Origin of the sequence: Methylomonas sp. AM2-LC, from assembly GCF_039904985.1 — a bacterium.
In the GTDB taxonomy this organism is placed as follows: Bacteria; Pseudomonadota; Gammaproteobacteria; order Methylococcales; family Methylomonadaceae; genus Methylomonas.
In genome coordinates, this window is sequence record NZ_CP157005.1 from 35,701 (window position 1) to 52,856 (window position 17,156).

Annotated in this window: 16 protein-coding genes; 5 read left to right on the top strand and 11 right to left on the bottom strand. The window is 39.0% G+C overall.

Features of this window, described 5'->3' with window-relative positions:
• The first annotated feature begins 402 nt into the window (after positions 1 to 402).
• A complete protein-coding gene (locus ABH008_RS00125) occupies positions 403 to 2,289 on the top strand; it encodes a potassium transporter Kup (RefSeq protein ID WP_347987845.1) in 1,887 nt (628 codons plus the stop codon).
• Between the two features lie 215 nt (positions 2,290 to 2,504).
• Here the strand turns inward: ABH008_RS00125 and ABH008_RS00130 are convergent, their stop codons facing one another.
• The gene (locus ABH008_RS00130) at positions 2,505 to 3,383 is read right to left on the bottom strand and encodes a fumarylacetoacetate hydrolase family protein (protein ID WP_347987846.1); all 879 of its coding nucleotides are present in this window, start codon (positions 3,381 to 3,383) and stop codon (positions 2,505 to 2,507) included.
• A gap of 251 nt (positions 3,384 to 3,634) precedes the next feature.
• Between ABH008_RS00130 and ABH008_RS00135 the strand changes: the two genes are divergently transcribed.
• The gene (locus ABH008_RS00135; RefSeq protein WP_347987847.1) at positions 3,635 to 4,039 is read left to right on the top strand and encodes a septal ring lytic transglycosylase RlpA family protein; all 405 of its coding nucleotides are present in this window, start codon (positions 3,635 to 3,637) and stop codon (positions 4,037 to 4,039) included.
• 107 nt (positions 4,040 to 4,146) lie between these two features.
• The gene (locus ABH008_RS00140; RefSeq protein ID WP_347987848.1) at positions 4,147 to 4,926 is read left to right on the top strand and encodes an ATP-binding protein; all 780 of its coding nucleotides are present in this window, start codon (positions 4,147 to 4,149) and stop codon (positions 4,924 to 4,926) included.
• Positions 4,927 to 4,939: 13 nt separating this feature from the next.
• Here ABH008_RS00140 and ABH008_RS00145 read toward each other — a convergent pair whose 3' ends face one another.
• A complete protein-coding gene (locus ABH008_RS00145) occupies positions 4,940 to 5,962 on the bottom strand; it encodes an HDOD domain-containing protein (RefSeq protein WP_347987849.1) in 1,023 nt (340 codons plus the stop codon).
• A gap of 572 nt (positions 5,963 to 6,534) precedes the next feature.
• Here ABH008_RS00145 and ABH008_RS00150 point away from each other — a divergent pair.
• Positions 6,535 to 6,828, top strand: a complete 294-nt coding sequence (locus ABH008_RS00150) for a hypothetical protein (protein WP_347987850.1) — start codon at positions 6,535 to 6,537, stop codon at positions 6,826 to 6,828.
• A 33-nt stretch (positions 6,829 to 6,861) separates the two neighbouring features.
• Here the strand turns inward: ABH008_RS00150 and ABH008_RS00155 are convergent, their stop codons facing one another.
• Together ABH008_RS00155 and ABH008_RS00160 are read right to left on the bottom strand one after the other, a co-directional pair.
• Positions 6,862 to 7,404 carry an N-acetyltransferase gene (locus ABH008_RS00155; protein WP_347987851.1) on the bottom strand — a complete coding sequence of 181 codons (543 nt, stop codon included), beginning with the start codon at positions 7,402 to 7,404 and terminating at the stop codon, positions 6,862 to 6,864.
• Between the two features lie 31 nt (positions 7,405 to 7,435).
• The gene (locus ABH008_RS00160; protein ID WP_347987852.1) at positions 7,436 to 7,912 is read right to left on the bottom strand and encodes a hypothetical protein; all 477 of its coding nucleotides are present in this window, start codon (positions 7,910 to 7,912) and stop codon (positions 7,436 to 7,438) included.
• 109 nt (positions 7,913 to 8,021) lie between these two features.
• Here ABH008_RS00160 and ABH008_RS00165 point away from each other — a divergent pair, with 109 nt between their 5' ends.
• Positions 8,022 to 8,867 (top strand): aldo/keto reductase, encoded by an 846-nt coding sequence (locus ABH008_RS00165; protein ID WP_347987853.1) that lies wholly within the window; start codon positions 8,022 to 8,024, stop codon positions 8,865 to 8,867.
• A gap of 108 nt (positions 8,868 to 8,975) precedes the next feature.
• Here the strand turns inward: ABH008_RS00165 and ABH008_RS00170 are convergent, their stop codons facing one another.
• From ABH008_RS00170 to ABH008_RS00200, 7 genes are all read right to left on the bottom strand, one after another.
• Positions 8,976 to 9,554, bottom strand: a complete 579-nt coding sequence (locus ABH008_RS00170) for a DUF502 domain-containing protein (RefSeq protein WP_347987854.1) — start codon at positions 9,552 to 9,554, stop codon at positions 8,976 to 8,978.
• 181 nt (positions 9,555 to 9,735) lie between these two features.
• Complete coding sequence (locus tag ABH008_RS00175; RefSeq protein WP_347987855.1) at positions 9,736 to 10,515, bottom strand: class I SAM-dependent methyltransferase; 780 nt, start codon at positions 10,513 to 10,515, stop codon at positions 9,736 to 9,738.
• A 162-nt stretch (positions 10,516 to 10,677) separates the two neighbouring features.
• Positions 10,678 to 11,640, bottom strand: coding sequence for a flagellar motor protein MotB (gene motB, locus ABH008_RS00180; RefSeq protein ID WP_347987856.1), 963 nt, complete (start codon positions 11,638 to 11,640; stop codon positions 10,678 to 10,680).
• A 6-nt stretch (positions 11,641 to 11,646) separates the two neighbouring features.
• Entirely contained in the window at positions 11,647 to 12,495 is an 849-nt protein-coding gene (motA, locus tag ABH008_RS00185) for a flagellar motor stator protein MotA (protein WP_347987857.1), read from the bottom strand.
• Between the two features lie 73 nt (positions 12,496 to 12,568).
• Positions 12,569 to 15,250 (bottom strand): MMPL family transporter, encoded by a 2,682-nt coding sequence (locus ABH008_RS00190; RefSeq protein ID WP_347987858.1) that lies wholly within the window; start codon positions 15,248 to 15,250, stop codon positions 12,569 to 12,571.
• 1 nt (position 15,251) lies between these two features.
• Positions 15,252 to 16,226: a calcium/sodium antiporter gene (locus ABH008_RS00195; protein ID WP_347987859.1), complete on the bottom strand. Its 975-nt coding sequence runs from the start codon at positions 16,224 to 16,226 to the stop codon at positions 15,252 to 15,254.
• Between the two features lie 57 nt (positions 16,227 to 16,283).
• The gene (locus tag ABH008_RS00200) at positions 16,284 to 17,111 is read right to left on the bottom strand and encodes an undecaprenyl-diphosphate phosphatase (RefSeq protein WP_347987860.1); all 828 of its coding nucleotides are present in this window, start codon (positions 17,109 to 17,111) and stop codon (positions 16,284 to 16,286) included.
• Positions 17,112 to 17,156: the final 45 nt, after the last annotated feature.

Consider the following 17,156-nt stretch of genomic DNA (forward strand, 5'->3'; position numbering starts at 1 on the left):
GTCTTAACTAGATTTTAGGTAAAGACTTAATAAAATGGACATTTCAGCTCTGATTTTTTCGCGCGGCGCTTTTGCCTAGGAAGGAACAACACCGGCCAATATTGGTGCGCACATAACAACCATGAACACATTTATCATTACGGCTTCAGCTTGAATTTATGTGAATTTACTATGCTTAAAATTAAGCATTGTAGAATAATTACTCTCATATGTCAGTACTTACAAATAAAACTTAATATATTCACCATTATTAACACCCCCCCCTATCATCCAATACATAGAATTCAATACCACCATAGACTTAAACTAAGTCCTATTACTATTCACAATTCGATAAAGTGTTGTAATGATTATTTGTGGCATAATTACAGCTTAAATTGGCACACTCAGGCTTATCTTTCCATGAACCAAAAACTAACCAGTTACTCCAAGGAACAATTTACCTCACTTACCTTAGGTGCCATTGGCGTTGTATTTGGAGACATAGGCACCAGCCCACTTTATGCTGTTAAAGAAGTGTTTCATGACGGACTAACTACAACAGCACCACATGTCATCGGCGTTTTATCGCTGATTTTCTGGTCTTTAACTCTAGTGGTTACCACAAAATATGCAATTTTCATCATGCGTGCCGATAATAAAGGTGAGGGTGGAATTATGGCTTTGATGGCATTAGCATTAAATGGTTCCCGAAACAATAAACATAAACAAAAATTTATTATTTTTATAGGTTTGCTCGGAGCGTCACTATTCTATGGTGACAGTATCATCACTCCGGCCATTTCGGTCTTGAGCGCCGTGGAAGGCCTGGAAATCATGGCACCCAATCTGGATAAATATATCTTGCCGTTTACCATTCTGGTTTTGTTTGGCTTATTTGTCATGCAAGCTAAAGGCACCAGTAAAGTAGGGCGTATATTTTCACCTGTCATGGTATTTTGGTTTGCTACGCTAGCCGTGCTGGGCGTAATCAACATCTATAAAGCTCCAGAAGTTTTGCAAGCCATTAACCCATTTTATGGTGTAGAAATGCTACTCCAATTAGGCTGGAAAGGGATGATAATCATGGGTGCTGTGGTGCTGTCGATTACAGGTGCCGAAGCTTTATATGCAGATATGGGGCATTTTGGCCTAAAACCAATACGCGCAGCATGGTTCAGTTTTGTTTTTCCAGCATTGTTACTTAATTATTTTGGACAAGGAGCATTGTTAATTAACAACCCAGCTGCAATAGAAAACCCATTTTACCTACTCGCTCCAGACTGGGCACTTTATCCTCTATTAATTTTATCCACCATGGCAACGGTTATTGCTTCTCAGGCTGTAATTTCGGGTGCATTTTCCATTACTCGACAAGCCATACAATTAAGCTATTGTCCGCGCATGAATATTAGACATACCTCTGGCGATGAAATGGGACAAGTTTATGTTCCCGCTGTCAATTGGATATTGATGGTGGCCGTCTTTATTCTGGTATTAACCTTTCAATCGTCTTCTGCACTGGCTTCAGCATACGGCATAGCTGTTACAGGCACCATGATGACGACAACCATTTTAGCATTTATAGTCATTCAGGCTCTGTGGCAATGGAATAAAATCACCAGCATCGGTTTTTTATCCTTTTTTCTAATAATTGACCTGACATTTCTACTACCTAATTGCCTAAAAATCCCCACTGGCGGCTGGCTACCATTAGTTGTAGGTGCTGTATTATTTTTGGTGATGACCACATGGATTAAAGGCCGAGAACTGCTAGCAAGGCATCTAGAAGAAAAACGAGTGCTATTCGAGGAATTGGACGAAAAGCTGAATGGACATCCCTTAGTATCCGTACAAGGCACTGCTATTTATTTAGCCAGAAGCTTACATGGTGTACCTTTAGTCTTACTACACAATCTTGAACACAATCATGTTTTGCACGAAAAAGTCATTGTGCTCACTATTGTCACCAAAGAAGAGCCTTATGTGGACGAAGCACATCGCGTGAAAGTTCGCGCTTTTGGGGAAAAGCGTAACTTTTATCGAGTAAAACTCTATTTTGGCTTTCAGGAAGAACAAGATGTACGTCGAGCATTGCAATTATGCAGCCATGAAGGTTTGACTATAGACCAAAAAACCGTTTCGTTTTTTATCGGCAGTGAACGGCTTTCTTTCCGTCGCCAAAGCCCAATGCCAAAATGGCGTCGTCCGCTATTCAGATTTCTCACCCATAATTCCAGCAGCGCAATAGAGTACTTCAAAATTCCTGTTGAACGCGTTATTGAACTGGGTATTCGCGTTGAACTATAAGCTTCTTTACAATCATGAAAAAAACAAGTCTGATCAGTATTTTTCAAGTTCTATAGCATTAGCAATCAATGCCTATAAAAAAATTTATACTCAACTGATCGAAAACTTGTTTTCAATTGGCTCTTATTTCATAACACCCTCAATTAATTACCCAAGCTATAAAGCGCAGCAATTTGATCGATTACTTCTACAAGATAATTTTTTGCATTTCGTTCTCAATTGCTCATTGCTACAAAGTTATCCGGCTCAGCAATTACCGGATTAGTTAGCACGCCAATACCCTCAATCTCAATTCGTACGACCTGACCAGGCCTTAAATAGCCACGTGGTTTCATTTTAACTCCCACTCCACTTGGGGTGCCTGTGCTGATTACGTCTCCAGGCTCCAAAGTCATCACTTGAGTAAGATAAGCGATCGTTTCATAACAATTGAAAATCATTTCACTGGTATTTGCATTTTGCCGTAACTCGCCGTCGACCCAGGTTTTAAGGGTAAGGTTATGCGGATCAACTATTTCATCTACCGTCACCAAGTATGGGCCTAGTGGTCCATGAGTATCAAATGACTTACCTAAAGTCCAAGTGGGCGAACGTTGCTGCCAGTCACGTACGGTTACATCATTACAGATGGTGTAACCAGCAATAACTTGATGCGCATCTTCCACATTAACATGCCGACATCGTTGGCCAATTACAACGGCTAGCTCACCTTCATAATCGAGTTTTTCGGACACTGACGGACAATGTATCGCCTCCTCAGTACCAATGACGCAAGTACTTTGTTTGGTAAAAATAGTCGGATATTCTGGTTTTTGAAAACCAGTTTCGCTAATGTGATCAGGATAATTTAATCCCAAGCCTAAAAACTTACCGGGACGAAGCACTGGAGAAAGTATCTTGACATCGGCCAACGCCAATTGATGTCGACCAGAATCGATCAAATTCTGCATAGCAAGCATCCCACGTTGCCCTGCTGCTAAAAATTGCAGCATATTATCACCACAGTCGATATTGCCAGTGGCAGTGACTACATTTTCATTCAGAATCGCGCCTATTTTGACGCGATTTTCATGGCTAAAAGTGAGTAGTTTCATAATATTGCCGTTTTTTATCAAAAAATGGATAAATTTTCCACATATGTGAAAAAAAATTAGTGAGTTAAACTTGAAAAAATTGGTACGTTAATTGCGTAAAGCCCCCGAATTCCGTGGCCTGTGGCGGCTTAAAATAAAAAGTTGACATATTTATTATTCTATGTTTGAAATATTTTTTTCTTGCCAATTAAAATTATGTGGGTTAACCTGAAAACTCATCGACCAAAACATTACATTAATGAGGGGACTAAATGATGAGAAAAAACAAATACTTAACTAACACTTTTCTAGCGATTTCTCTAGTATCTTTTTGCGTACTGGCTAAAGCCGAAACTAAAAAATACCAGCTAGCAGATAGCCAAACGGGGATAGCTTCTTATTTTAACGACAAGTACCACGGTCAACGCACTGCCAGCGGAGAACCTTACAATAAATTTGCTTTAACTGCAGCGCATGCATCGCTCCCATTCGGCACATTACTGCATGTTGTTAATCTGCGCAACAATCACAGTGTTGATGTACGCATTAACTCCAGAGTTCATCATGCAAATAAACGCTTACTGGACTTATCCAGACAAGCAGCCAAACAACTCGGCTTCATCCAAGCAGGGACTACCAAAATCGCCATTACCATTCTTCGCCTTGGCGAAGCATAGAAACTTTTTAAAAACTTCACATGTCTGCACCGAACAGTAACAGACGCAGCAGTTTTTAAACAGCTTCTGAATTGAATGATCAACTTACTCAATAATTAAGTACTTTTATGATCAATTGGAATTATACCTATGCGGCGATCTGGCGACAGAACAAACAATATCTGCGCCCAGTTAAACATCTGGACACAATACGCCTAGAACAACTATTAGGTATAGACGCACAAAAAAAGTTATTAGCAAGCAACACAGAGCGATTCTTATCTGCCTTACCCGCTAATAACGCATTGCTTTGGGGCGCAAGAGGCACAGGCAAATCATCGCTAGTAAAGGCTCTATTAAATGAATATAAAGATAGAGATTTGCGCCTTGTTGAAGTCGACAAACAAGACCTAATTTATCTACCTGAAATTGTTGACGAAATTAGAGAACAACCACAGAGATTTATTATTTACTGTGATGATCTATCTTTTGAAGCTGGCGACAGTCTATATAAACCACTTAAAAGCGTATTAGAAGGTTCAATCGAACTACCTCCAGAAAATGTGCTGTTTTACGCCACATCTAATCGTAGACATTTACTGCCAGAACATATGAGGGATAATCTTGAGACCCAATTGATTGACGGTGAAATACATTATTCTGACAGTATCGAAGAAAAAATCTCGCTTTCAGATCGATTCGGCTTACGCCTTTCATTTTACCCACAAAATACTGACACCTATCTGGAAATTGTGGATAGTTACTTTCCCGATTACCAGGAAAATCGTGAACATCTTCACAAAGCTGCTCTAGATTTTGCTCATCAAAACGCCTCTAAAAATGGCAGAACTGCCAAACAGTTTTACAATAGCTTTTTGGGAAGCTCTCATTTAAAGGTTAAGCTTTAAAAACTCCCAAGCCTCAGTCGACTTCGGCCAATGCCTTATACTCAATAGGAAACACTTCTTTAAACAAAGGCAAAGGAATACTGTATTTTACCAACAGTGAATCAAAACTTTCACCCATTTTTACTCCTTTTTCAGCCACCGCCTTAAACTCTGACAGAATATTAGCTTGATTTAAAATAAATCCATACATAGTACTGTCTTGGGGCTCTCCAGATTGCTCTGCAAGCGCAATTAACAAATACTCCGGCAAACTCCATTTTCGGGCTATTTTAGCCGACAACAACTGCGAATGATCCCTAACAATTGCTGAAAATACTGAACCTCTTGGCTGATAATCGAGATGCTGACCTAAGGCTTTGGTTAATAAGCCAAAAATTGCCAATTTTCCAATATCATGCATCAAACCTACCAAGTAAGCATTATTTGGATCACATTGACCATAAAACTTTGCTAGCGCACGACAAGCTTCAGCACAGTCTTGTGAATGCTGCCATAAATGCTGTCCAAACATACGAAAATAGATAGGCGCAATCAGCACAAGTCGCTTCATTAAAACCGAACTGACTATAGTTTTTAAATTATCCAGGCCTAACAAAATTAGAGCCTTATTCAGATTAACTATCTTTTCATCAGTACTGTGCCTAAATAAAGAACTATTCGCCATATTCAAAACTTCTGATGCAAGAGCCGGATCGCGATTAATATAAGACATAATCGTGCTTGAGGAAATATTAATATCGGTTAATTCTTTCAACAATGACATAGCAACATCAGGTAAGCGCGGAACTACGGAGTCTGGAATATCTCCCGCCAACATTGCCTCAAGACTTTTGATAATATAAATTTCTATTTCATTTGGAGGTTGATTATTTTCAGAATGTTCTCCCAGCAAAAAATCGTTAAAACTAGTTGCCAAAGATAAATAATCGCAATCGGCTTGTATCTTTATATCCTTACTAGCGTGAACAAATGGCTGTGGCTTTTGCTGTGGCTTTTCTTGATAAATAGGATTAAATTCAGATACACTTTCCTGCACCTGACTCTTAGACTGAGAAGAAAAAAACAGCCGTTTTAAAAAACCAAAGACCATATTTGTAAGTTAGTGCTAACAATTTAGCTTGAAACAGAAGTTATCAAAACACTATTTTTTAGTGTACTATTTAGATTAGTTACATCTTAAAAGTATTTGTACAGAGCTAATAATACACATAGCACGGCCAGTTTAGCTTTTAATAAAACATAGCTTATAGCTATCGCTTTCAGGTTTAATTCGATGTATGCCAGAAGAACTTGACGCAAGACACCTGTTAATAATTTTAGTCGTCTAAGTTTTGGGTATTTGTTGGTTTATGACCTAAATCCTAGCTACGGGCTTAAGTTCCAATACAACGAAAATACTATAGCCTGATTAAGTATAGCGTAGCATAAAATTTACGCACATAAAGATTGCAGAAAACTAAAAAACAACATTTTAATGTGTACCATAAGTTGTTATTCACTTCTTATTTCCATTTTTCATGCTTAGCCGCTATATCGTCCTATCGAAGTTAAGCATACCGCCGCGATTAGATGATCTAATTATTTTTAACTACCAACACAGCAATTGATATGAACGAACATAAAGCATTGACCGACGTGTATTCCAGCTTACTGGGCACAGGTGATACATCAGCATCTGACTTTTTAAACGCGACAACTGAAGAATTGAAAGATGCCATACTTGAACACTTTAAACCAAAACACATGGAAGATCTTTTTAAAGAGGCCTTTATACGCGGCATCAACTATGCATTATTCCAACAAAAGCATAAAGACACTCTCATGACAGAAGAAGATTTCTTTGGTGAAGACGGGCTAATTACAAAACATATCGATTGGGACGAAGCCATGCTTGATTGGTAGTTTTTACTCTTTAATATATTGTCTTGTATCCAGTCATGGAGCGAAGTTATTTGCACTATGGGTATCGCTCTGTTTTTCTAAACGCTCTAAGCGCAAATCCGGCACTTTAGACACCCATAAATCCGGCTTTTCGGGAAATGCGATTAAAACGCCAGTACGCTGGTAAGATCTTCGTTCATAAAAGGCAATCAGCTCCGTTCTAGATGAAATCACATACATAACGAAACGATTTACGGACCAAGTTTGCTGAGCAATTAATTCTGCCTGTTGCAATAACTTTTTGCCAATACCTTGACGCTGATAGTGTGGCGAAACAGCAAGCATACTGATTTGTGCCTGTTGATCAACATGCAATAAGAGCACTGAAGCCACTAATTGACCATCAAGCTGTCCACAGATCAACAATGAGTCTTCATCCGTTAAAAGCCGCAGTATTTCATTTTTATCGGTTCGACGTCCATCAAGAAGATCAGCCTCCGATGTCCAGCCCTGCTTACTCACCGCACCGCGATAAGCAGAGTTGATAAGAGCTACTAACTCTTCAGCATGATAAAAACTGGCAGGAAAAAACAACATTCAATCATTAAAAGATGACTATTGACGAATATCAGCTTTTACGCAAAAAGGCGCTGACTCTAGCCTTTACCCGTAGCTTTAATTGTTTTGAATAAATATAAATAGGAGTCTCTACAATTTTTGCATGCGCCCAATGCAACCATCCACTAATAGTAGTGTAGACCAGAGCTATGCCAGAAAACGTGAGTAGCTGAGTTTTTGTTATGGTAAAAACCCGCGCAACAAGCAAGGTACCTAATAATTTTGCTAACACCTCCAATAAAATACCCTCTAATAGCATTCCATGTAACAACAGCCAAAATGCAGCCAAATTGATAGGCGTCACAATCAAAATAGGAATCATAAAAGCAAACAACGCAATATTAGGTGAAACTTGACTTAACCAGCGCTCAAAATTTTGTAGCCTTAACAGCTCTACCAGATAATGCCCAGCAGCTAATAAAATATCCCATAACCATTCTTCAATAATCAGAATAACAGCAAGCAATGTCAGTAATAGTTTTTTCATAATGGTTTTCGGTCTATAAATTAACTTTGTGGTCAATACTCATTAGCAGAAATAATGAGATACTATTTACGGCTCATACGACATCATTATTTTTCATACGGGTATGTTTATGCATAAAAACATTTACTTCACATCTGCTTATGCTGTAAAGGTACCACAAATTATATATGGTACAGCCTGGAAAAAAGAACGTACGGCAGCACTTGTGGAACAGGCAATCAATTTAGGCTTTCGAGGCATCGATACCGCTTGTCAGCCAAAGCACTACCAAGAAGCAGGCGTTGGCCAGGGAATAGCAGCCAGCCTACAGAGCGGATTGCAGCGAAGCGAACTTTATTTGCAAACTAAATTTACCCCTTTAAATGGTCAAGACCCTTTACATATTCCTTATGATAAGCACGCCCCTTTGCATGAACAAGTACAGCAATCATTTCATAGCTCTCTACAAAACCTACAAACACATTATCTAGACTGCTTAGTCCTGCATTCACCTTTACCGATTCAGAATCAATTACAAGAGGTTTGGCAAGCAATGGAACGACTGGTATTGGATGGACATGTCAGACAATTGGGCATTAGTAATTGCTACGATCCCAAACAACTTGAATTATTGTATAACACTGTACAAATTAAACCAGCCATCATTCAAAATCGGTTTTATAAAGAATCACAATATGACAAAATCATTCGTGACTTTTGTCATCAACACAATATTATTTATCAAAGCTTTTGGACACTAACAGCAAACCCTCATATTCTGGCAAATAGCATTCTACAAAAACTGGCAACCAGAAATAAAATGAGCAGTGCCCAAATATTTTTCCGTTATCTGAACCAAATCAATATAGTACCTTTAACCGGAACCTCATCAGCTACGCATATGCGCGAAGATTTAGCTATTTTTAATTTTGATCTAAGTCGCGCTGAATGTGATGAAATTAGCTCATTGTTTTAATTTCATCACATTCTTAGCTTCTGGCTTAACTTACTGGAAGGTAAAGCCCCCCCAGACCTGTTTATTATTTTCAGAGCCATTATTAACCGTAAACGAAACTATCCTAGCTTAATGGGGCAATTTGTTTATTTCATTTACTTTCTCAAAATCAGCGCCCACACTAATAATAAAACTGGTCACCTGTTCAATACTCATTTCAGATTTAATAACTTTTGACTCATGAACAATCACCGCAAAACCAGATGTAGGGTTTGGCGATGTGGGTACAAATAAGACATACTGATTTTCGAGTTTATTGGTAACGTAAGCGGGTACCCAAATACCTTCTTTAGGATATTCCAGATAGACCACTTCACGCGGCTCATGAAGCTCATGACCGGCAATCATATTGACCAATTTTTTGGTTACTCTATAGACAGTACTTAATAACGGAATTCGTTCAATCAAATTCTCAAATGCCGCAATAATTGAAAACCGACCCTGGCTAACGCGATGTCCAACATAAGTAATAACGGCAAAACTAGCAGCAAATAATAAAAAAGTAACAAAATAGTTGTCAGAATAACCGTAAACAAATCGGAACAAATCGGTCAGCATATCCTTAACAAACAACACAATTTGTACTATCACTACAATTGGAATGAATGCGAGAATACCGATCAACGTATAATTCAGTAATTTTTTCATGTTTGCACCTTTTTAATATTATTGTTAATGTGTATAACTAACTGAAATAGCCTATCTCTGTTTCATAGTCTTTTTTCTGAAAACACTTTTGTTTTTAAGTTTTCAGGCGGGCCTAGCATATCTTTAATTACACTAAAAATCCATTCACCTACAGAAAACAAAATAAACTTTATTGTTATGACTAGCTATGCACAAAGTTTTGTGTAGTCAGAGTGTTAAGACTTTTCGGAATGCGATAACAATACAGACGCGTTTTTCTGCTGTCAGCAATTTCAACCACAAACTCAGGCGACCAGAGTGGTACTGGAAATTCGGCAGAAATGAATAAACGGCCCGCCTGCATTTCCCTAATAATCTTTTCACCCACCCTAACCATCACCAATGGCGATAAGAAAGCAAAAACTACCGCATATTCTGTCAAATCCGCATCCCATAAACTACCCAGACGCACATCAACATTTGTATACTGCCGACAACGACAAAATGCAATTAGCCAGGGAATGGGGGCTCGCTCCAACCCCACAACATGCAAACAGGGCAGATGTTGCGCTATAGGCAAAATAACCGTACCTACTCCAGCGCCTATATCTACAAAATTACCCGCATTTTCACGTTTAACTAGAGCAAGTATCTCATCTGCAACACCTGAAGAGGATAAAAAAAGTGGCACATCTCCTTTAACTGTTCCCCAAAATACCAAAACCAACAATACAAAAACAACAAAATATAGCCAAGCAGGTAGATTTATTGCCATCATTAGCAATAAACTAGGTAAAAACAGCAGATTGATTAACCACCACCAGCTAGCCTGGCGAAGCAAGAATGAAAAACTAGCGGAGACTATCGCTTGAAAAAAAATCAGAAACCAGAGATTAAGATACCCCTTTACCAGATAACTATTAATAACAAATACGACAAACCCAGCAACAATCTGGATAAGCAATGCTTTTAGTAAAGACATTTAGCCACTTTTCAGCCTATACAGATCAGTAATCGTAACTGGTACATAAAATAAAAATCACTTATCTCAAGTTATTTATCAAAGCCTTGTCTAATAAAAAACATTTAAAGTAAGGCAATGTTTATGTATTTTGATTGGACAAGTCTACAAACTAATATCACCTTATTTCGTTGCGCCAGGAGAGGTAATTTTCAGATTTTCTTGTATATGGGGTGCTATTGTCGGTAATGGATCAACCCCAGTCGCTTGATCGCCAACACCATCATGCAATACTTGATTCTCGGTTTTTTTATTCATAACGATAATTGAAATCCTTCTATTTATCGGATCAGAAGGGTTTTGCATATTATAAGGAATGCTAGAAGCTAACCCGACTACTCTTAAAACTTTTTCTTCGGCCAAGCCACCTAGATTCAATTCGTGTCTGGCCACATTGGCACGATCAGTAGAAAGCTCCCAATTCGAATATCCCGATTTATTAGTCGGAAAAGGTAAGTCATCAGTATGCCCATTTAGACTGACTTTATTGGGCAATTCATTGATCACCGGCGCTAAGGCCCTAAGAATTGCAGACGCATAATCTTCTATGCCTGAACTTGCCAATTTAAACATAGGCCGATTTTTGGCATCAATAATCTGAATTTTCAAACCTTCTGGCGTAGACTCAAGTTTGATTTGATCTCGAAATGCAGCCAAAGCAGGATTGGCATCCAACATTTCTTCGATTTTGCTCTGCAGTTTTTCCAGTTTTTGCTTTTCCTGTTGTTCTGCCAATTTTTCCACATCTTCAGGTTTAGCTTCTACTGGAGGAGCAGGTACCTCTTCAGCCTTTTGTACCTGTCCATCGTCCTGAGACTTCATATCCGAACCACCCGCTTGAATCACATGGGTTCTATCACCTGTACCATCGCCACCCGAACTAATTGCAACACTCCATGGGTTCTGAAAATAATCGGATATTCCCTTTTTAGTTTTTTCATCGGTTGTCCCTAAGAGCCACATCAACAAGAAAAATGCCATCATTGCCGTCACAAAGTCAGCATAGGCAATCTTCCAAGCCCCACCATGATGACCATGCCCAGCTTTTTTAATTACTTTCTTGAATATTATGGGTTGCTCAGCCATCGTCGCTTACCCTTTGGCCGCTTTCAACTGTTCTTCCAGCTCAGAAAATCCTGGGCGCGTGTGATGAGGAATAGCCGTACGCATAAACTCTACCGTCATAGGCGGAGAGGTTCCCTTTGCAACATTGAGTAACCCTTTCTGCGCACATTTATAGGCATTCGCTTCTTCTTCCAATCGATCTGACATAACTGCAGCGACCGGACCAATGAACCCATAGGAAACCAAAATCCCCAAAAAGGTACCAACCAAAGCTGCTGCAATCAGTTTACCCAGTTCAGCAGGCGGAATACCAACGGATTCCATAGTATGAACCACCCCCATTACCGCAGCGACGATACCAAAAGCAGGCATACCATCACCTACACGTTCTACAGCTTTAATAGGTGCATGACCTACTTCGTGGTGAACTTCAATTTCGGCATCCATAATGTCTTCAAGCTGATGGACATCAACACCCGTCAAAATCAGCCGTAATTTATCGCTGATAAATTCCATTAGATGATGATCGTGTACAATCTTTTCTCCAAAAATAGAACTACCTTCTGGATCATCCACCACTTTTTCAAGTGACAATAGCCCTTCTTTACGTGCTTTCTGACTAAGTGCATTGAAACTAATAAGCAACTGTAAATAATATTCCTTAGTATAACTACTACCTTTCAACGTGCCTGTTCCACCTGCTATAGCAGCCTTTACAGTGGTTAATGAGTTACTGGCAAGAAACGCTCCAAAAGCCGAACCTACAATAATCAACACTTCGACTGGCTGCATCAAGACACCCAGATGCCCACCCGCCATCATGAATCCACCCAACACACAACCCAAGATGACAACATAACCGATGATTACAAACATGGCTCCCTCTAATAAAGTAAATTGCTAAATTTAAACCGCGTTAATTTAAGAATCGTTGCGGTAAAATGAAATCTCATTCAGATGAAGATAGCAGATTATTCAGTTTTGGCTTAAGAACCAATTTGCTTAATGCAGGAAGAACTACAAAAGTACACGTCATTATCCAGAAAATGCCAATTGTAATGACTAATCCCATGCTTGAAATTCCCTGATGAGGAGAAAAAGCCAACCCAACAAAACTAGAAATAGTGGTCAAAGCACCATAAAACATGCCTCTGGCAGTACTTGATTGGTAAATATTTTGATCTTCTGCTAAAGAATGATGCAATTTTTCCACCATATGTATTCCATTATCAACGCCTAAACCCATTAATAGGGGCAAAGCAATAATATTAGCAAAATTGATAGGAGTCCCTGTAAATACAGTACTAGCCATAGTAAACAATCCGGCCAAAACCAGAGGAGCCATTACCAATAATGTATCCACAATAGAACGTCGGATAAATAACAATAAAATGGCAATTGCAACCAAAGCAATAATAATGGCTTCTTGAAATGAACTAATCACCGCCTTCATGGATTCCCAATACATCACTGGTAAATCAGTCGTATCAGAAGAAACCGATTGCACATCAGTTATAAATGCTTGTAAATTTCCTAAATCGTTTAAATCATATTTAGGATAAATCTGAATACGATATGCACCGTTGCTACTTAACCAACGCTCTTTTATTTCTTGAGGTATATTTTCGGGCTTGATTTCTTCGGCATTAAAACTGGTGAGCAATTCGTTCATCACGGACGGCAAAGTACCTAACAAAGAGGTTTGAATTTTTTCAATAAACACGCCACGATCAGGCTGTAAACGTGCATCAAGCTCAATCAAAACATCCTGTAATTCATGTTTAAACGTCAATAAAGATTTGATTTCTACTGCATTGGTTTTTTTGGGTAAACTGTCATCAATAGCAGCAATCATACGTTTAATGCTTGGCAAGGGATCTGAACCGACTTTTAATTGCGGAAACATTTGACTCCTTAAACCCGAAGTCAGTGCCATTTCATCAATTACCATCAACTTTTCTTCTTGTTGATCAGGAACAAAATCAAACAAACTGATTGTTTTGTTTACCGTCTTTAACTGCAATAACTTTTTCTGAGTTGCGCGTGCTTCCGCTTCATTTTTAGCCAAAACTGTCAACGTCATGGGAGAAGCATCCTTATCCCGCATCAGCTCTTTAAATGCGATCACTGATTCAGTATGAGGATCTCGCAAATTTACTGGATTAAAATCCGTTTTCACCTGAAATACAAAATACACAGCAATCACAGCAATCACAACGGTTGTGAAAGTAATGAGTTTTGCGTAGTGTAGGGTAAAGGTCGCTAATATATTGGAAAACCGGGATGCACCAGGCATTTCACCATGCAGATCATGAATGGGTGGCAAAGGCAAAATTTTCAGTATCACTGGCAACACAGTTAAAGTAACAAACAAGCAAATAAACAAACTGGTACCTGCCAATAAACCAAGCTCAGAAATACCTTGATAATCTGTTGGAATAAAGGCGTACAAACCTATTGAAGTGGTCACCGCACATAAAATAAGCGATGGACTGGTGGATAAAAGTGCCGCCTGTATCGCTTTAGTTTTATCTCGACCATGCAAATCCAGATTATCGCGATAACGTAAACAAAAATGAATGGCATACTCAACGCCCAAACCAATATTTGACACTGCAAAGGCTACCGAAATCAGATTTAATTGTTTAACTGCAATGGAAGCAAACAAGCCACAGAAAATCATCCCGAAAGCCAGTGTAACCAATGTGGCTACCATTAACCACCAGGAACGATAAGCAACTAATAGAATGACTAACACCAGTACCAATGAGAACACACTGGCAGTGAAAGTTCCCTGACTCATACCCGCCATTTCATCGTGTTCTAAACCTACTTCACCGGTAATCCAGACTTTAACTTCTGGTAAATTGGGATCCTGTATTTTCTTAATCGCTTGATGAATTGCATTGATTGCCGGTTCTACTGGTAAAATTTGGCTAAAATCAAATTTTGGCGAAATAATCAAAAATGCCTTATCGGACTGCTGTTTAGTGATGTTATTTTCAGCAATCAGTTTTTGCCAAGACAACAAATCAGTTTCTCCATTCAGCGTGTTATGCAATGAATAACTAACTTTGTCTATCAATGAAAACAAATCAATAGGTACTTCCTGTGTTTTTGTTTCTGCGTGCAGAGCATCTTCAAAGATAGAAAAAAAACCGTTAAGACTGGGATCCTGAGAAATACGACCAATAAAAGGCTGAGCCTGGGCTAAAGTGATGGAAAAATCCTCTAATTTATCTTTTTCCAAATATAATAAGCCATTACGGTGAAAAAACGGATTTTCGTCAGGTCGATATACTTTAGTAAAATGCAGGGAATCCGCACGTAATTCTCGTGCTAAGCGTTGCGCCGCTGCTTTAGTCAATTCTGGACTTGAAGACTCCAACACCAACAATAGGGTATGTAATTCTTGACCAAATTCCTTTTCAAAATTTCGTCTATTTATCTGAAAAGGTGCATCAGGGGCTATCAGCTCAGCCGTATCAGTATTGATACTTAAATGAGTGCTTGTGTATTGCACAGCTAAAAAAGCCAATATTAAAATACCGCAAAGCAATAAACCTGGGGAATAGAGTAGCCAGTTACCCCAGCGGTAAGCAAGAATACCTATACGTTTCTCTGTAGACATATTAAGCACTCACTATCGTATTGATCAGGTAAACCGTGTATCCACCATATATAGCCACTAAAATGCCACCTTCCACACGATTAATACAACCACTACCTGATGATTTGTGATAGCCTAAAACTAACAAAGAAGCCGTTAAAATGGCCATTAATGGCCAATCTCTATGCAAAATTTCCGCAGGAATACTCATTGGCTGAATCAATCCGGCCAGCCCAACCACGCCTAAAGTATTAAACAAGTTAGAACCAATAATATTACCAATTGCCAGTTCATCTTCACCCTTTCTGGCTGCTGATATGGACGAAGCTAACTCTGGCAGAGAAGTACCAATAGCCACTACGGTTAAACCAATAATCAAATCACTCACACCTAAATCATGAGCAACGGATACAGCCCCCCAAACCAACAGGCGAGAACTCATAATCAAAAATGCCAAACCTGCCAATAGGTAAATAATGGCCTGATCTCGCGACATAGGATGTTCGTTTAATTCTTCTGTAATTTCATGCTCAAGGCTATCGTTTTTGCCCTTAAAACTTTGCTTTATCATCCAGCCCATTACTGCAACAAATAGCAACAAATGTAATCCGGCATCCAAACGTGATAATTCACCATCAAAAAGCAAACCGAGAACAAAGAAAGTCACCAACAACAATACCGGTAATTCTTTTTTGATGACTTGCGAGTGAACGACAATAGGATTTATCAAAGCCACCACACCCAAAATTAAGGCGATATTAGTGATGTTAGAACCATAGGCATTACCCAAAGCAATGCCTGGATTACCTTGCAAGGCTGACAATGCCGATACACTTAATTCAGGGGCAGAAGTGCCAAAACCTATTACAACCATGCCTATCAATAACGGTGACATACCATAAATTTGTGCGATGGCTGCAGCACCATCCACAAACAAATCTGCACTCCAAACCAGCAAGATCAAGCCAAGAACTATCATTAATAGCGGCAAAGCCATAGATTACCCTTATGTAACTAAAAAAATTAAAAAAACGGAAGAAATTAGATGCAGAACTTAATCCACACTCCATTGCACTAATCCACTATAGGCCGTAGCGAGCACTACCAAGCCAAATACAATACGATACCAAGCGAAAATTATAAAATTATGCTGACTGATATAACGCAATAAACCTTTAACTGCCAATAAGGCGCTAAGAAAGGCAGTTACCAACCCAACGGCAAATAAACCCGCATCATCAGAAAAATTAACCAAATCACGGTGTTTGTATAAATCGTAAGCACTTGCAGCCACTAAAGTAGGAATCGCCAAAAAAAATGAAAACTCCGTAGCAGCTTTTCGTGACAAACCAAATAATAAACCACCAATAATAGTCGCACCAGAACGTGAAGTACCGGGTATCAGAGCAAAGGCTTGCGCAATACCTAATTTAAAAGCATCCAAAAAACTTAAATCGTCAACTTCCTGCACTCGAACAGTATGCTCTCGTTTTTCTGCCCAAATAATGACGAGTGCTCCAATAATAAATGCCAAAGCCACGGGTAATGGTTTAAATAATACGGCCTTGATATATTTGCTAAACAAAAAGCCTAAAATCGCTGCTGGCAAAAAAGCAATCACCAAATTTATAACAAATTTTTGCGCTTGTCGCTGATGCGTAACCCCCAATAAAACTTGGGTGATTTTTAGTCGATATTCCCAGCAAATTGCCAGAATAGCTCCCACCTGAATGACAATGCAAAACAATTTAGCTTTGTCGTCATTAAACGCCAGTAAATCACCCGCTAATATCAAATGACCGGTACTGGAAACAGGTAAAAACTCTGTTAATCCTTCTACAATACCTAGAATTAAAGCTTTAAAAAATAAAACAACATCCACTGGGTTAAACTCCTTGCCGAAGCATTGCTAGCAGAAAAAGAAAAA

Excerpts from the sequence above, each read along its gene's own strand:
- ABH008_RS00160 (WP_347987852.1), bottom strand. The coding sequence starts at position 7,912 with ATGAAAAAACTATTACTGACATTGCTTGCTGTTATTCTGATTATTGAA.
- ABH008_RS00155 (WP_347987851.1), bottom strand. The coding sequence starts at position 7,404 with ATGTTGTTTTTTCCTGCCAGTTTTTATCATGCTGAAGAGTTAGTAGCT.
- ABH008_RS00125 (WP_347987845.1), top strand. The coding sequence starts at position 403 with ATGAACCAAAAACTAACCAGTTACTCCAAGGAACAATTTACCTCACTT.
- ABH008_RS00190 (WP_347987858.1), bottom strand. The coding sequence starts at position 15,250 with ATGTCTACAGAGAAACGTATAGGTATTCTTGCTTACCGCTGGGGTAAC.
- ABH008_RS00135 (WP_347987847.1), top strand. The coding sequence starts at position 3,635 with ATGATGAGAAAAAACAAATACTTAACTAACACTTTTCTAGCGATTTCT.
- ABH008_RS00150 (WP_347987850.1), top strand. The coding sequence starts at position 6,535 with ATGAACGAACATAAAGCATTGACCGACGTGTATTCCAGCTTACTGGGC.
- ABH008_RS00140 (WP_347987848.1), top strand. The coding sequence starts at position 4,147 with ATGATCAATTGGAATTATACCTATGCGGCGATCTGGCGACAGAACAAA.
- ABH008_RS00175 (WP_347987855.1), bottom strand. The coding sequence starts at position 10,515 with ATGTCTTTACTAAAAGCATTGCTTATCCAGATTGTTGCTGGGTTTGTC.
- ABH008_RS00130 (WP_347987846.1), bottom strand. The coding sequence starts at position 3,383 with ATGAAACTACTCACTTTTAGCCATGAAAATCGCGTCAAAATAGGCGCG.
- ABH008_RS00195 (WP_347987859.1), bottom strand. The coding sequence starts at position 16,226 with ATGGCTTTGCCGCTATTAATGATAGTTCTTGGCTTGATCTTGCTGGTT.
- motA (WP_347987857.1), bottom strand. The coding sequence starts at position 12,495 with ATGTTTGTAATCATCGGTTATGTTGTCATCTTGGGTTGTGTGTTGGGT.
- ABH008_RS00170 (WP_347987854.1), bottom strand. The coding sequence starts at position 9,554 with ATGAAAAAATTACTGAATTATACGTTGATCGGTATTCTCGCATTCATT.
- motB (WP_347987856.1), bottom strand. The coding sequence starts at position 11,640 with ATGGCTGAGCAACCCATAATATTCAAGAAAGTAATTAAAAAAGCTGGG.
- ABH008_RS00165 (WP_347987853.1), top strand. The coding sequence starts at position 8,022 with ATGCATAAAAACATTTACTTCACATCTGCTTATGCTGTAAAGGTACCA.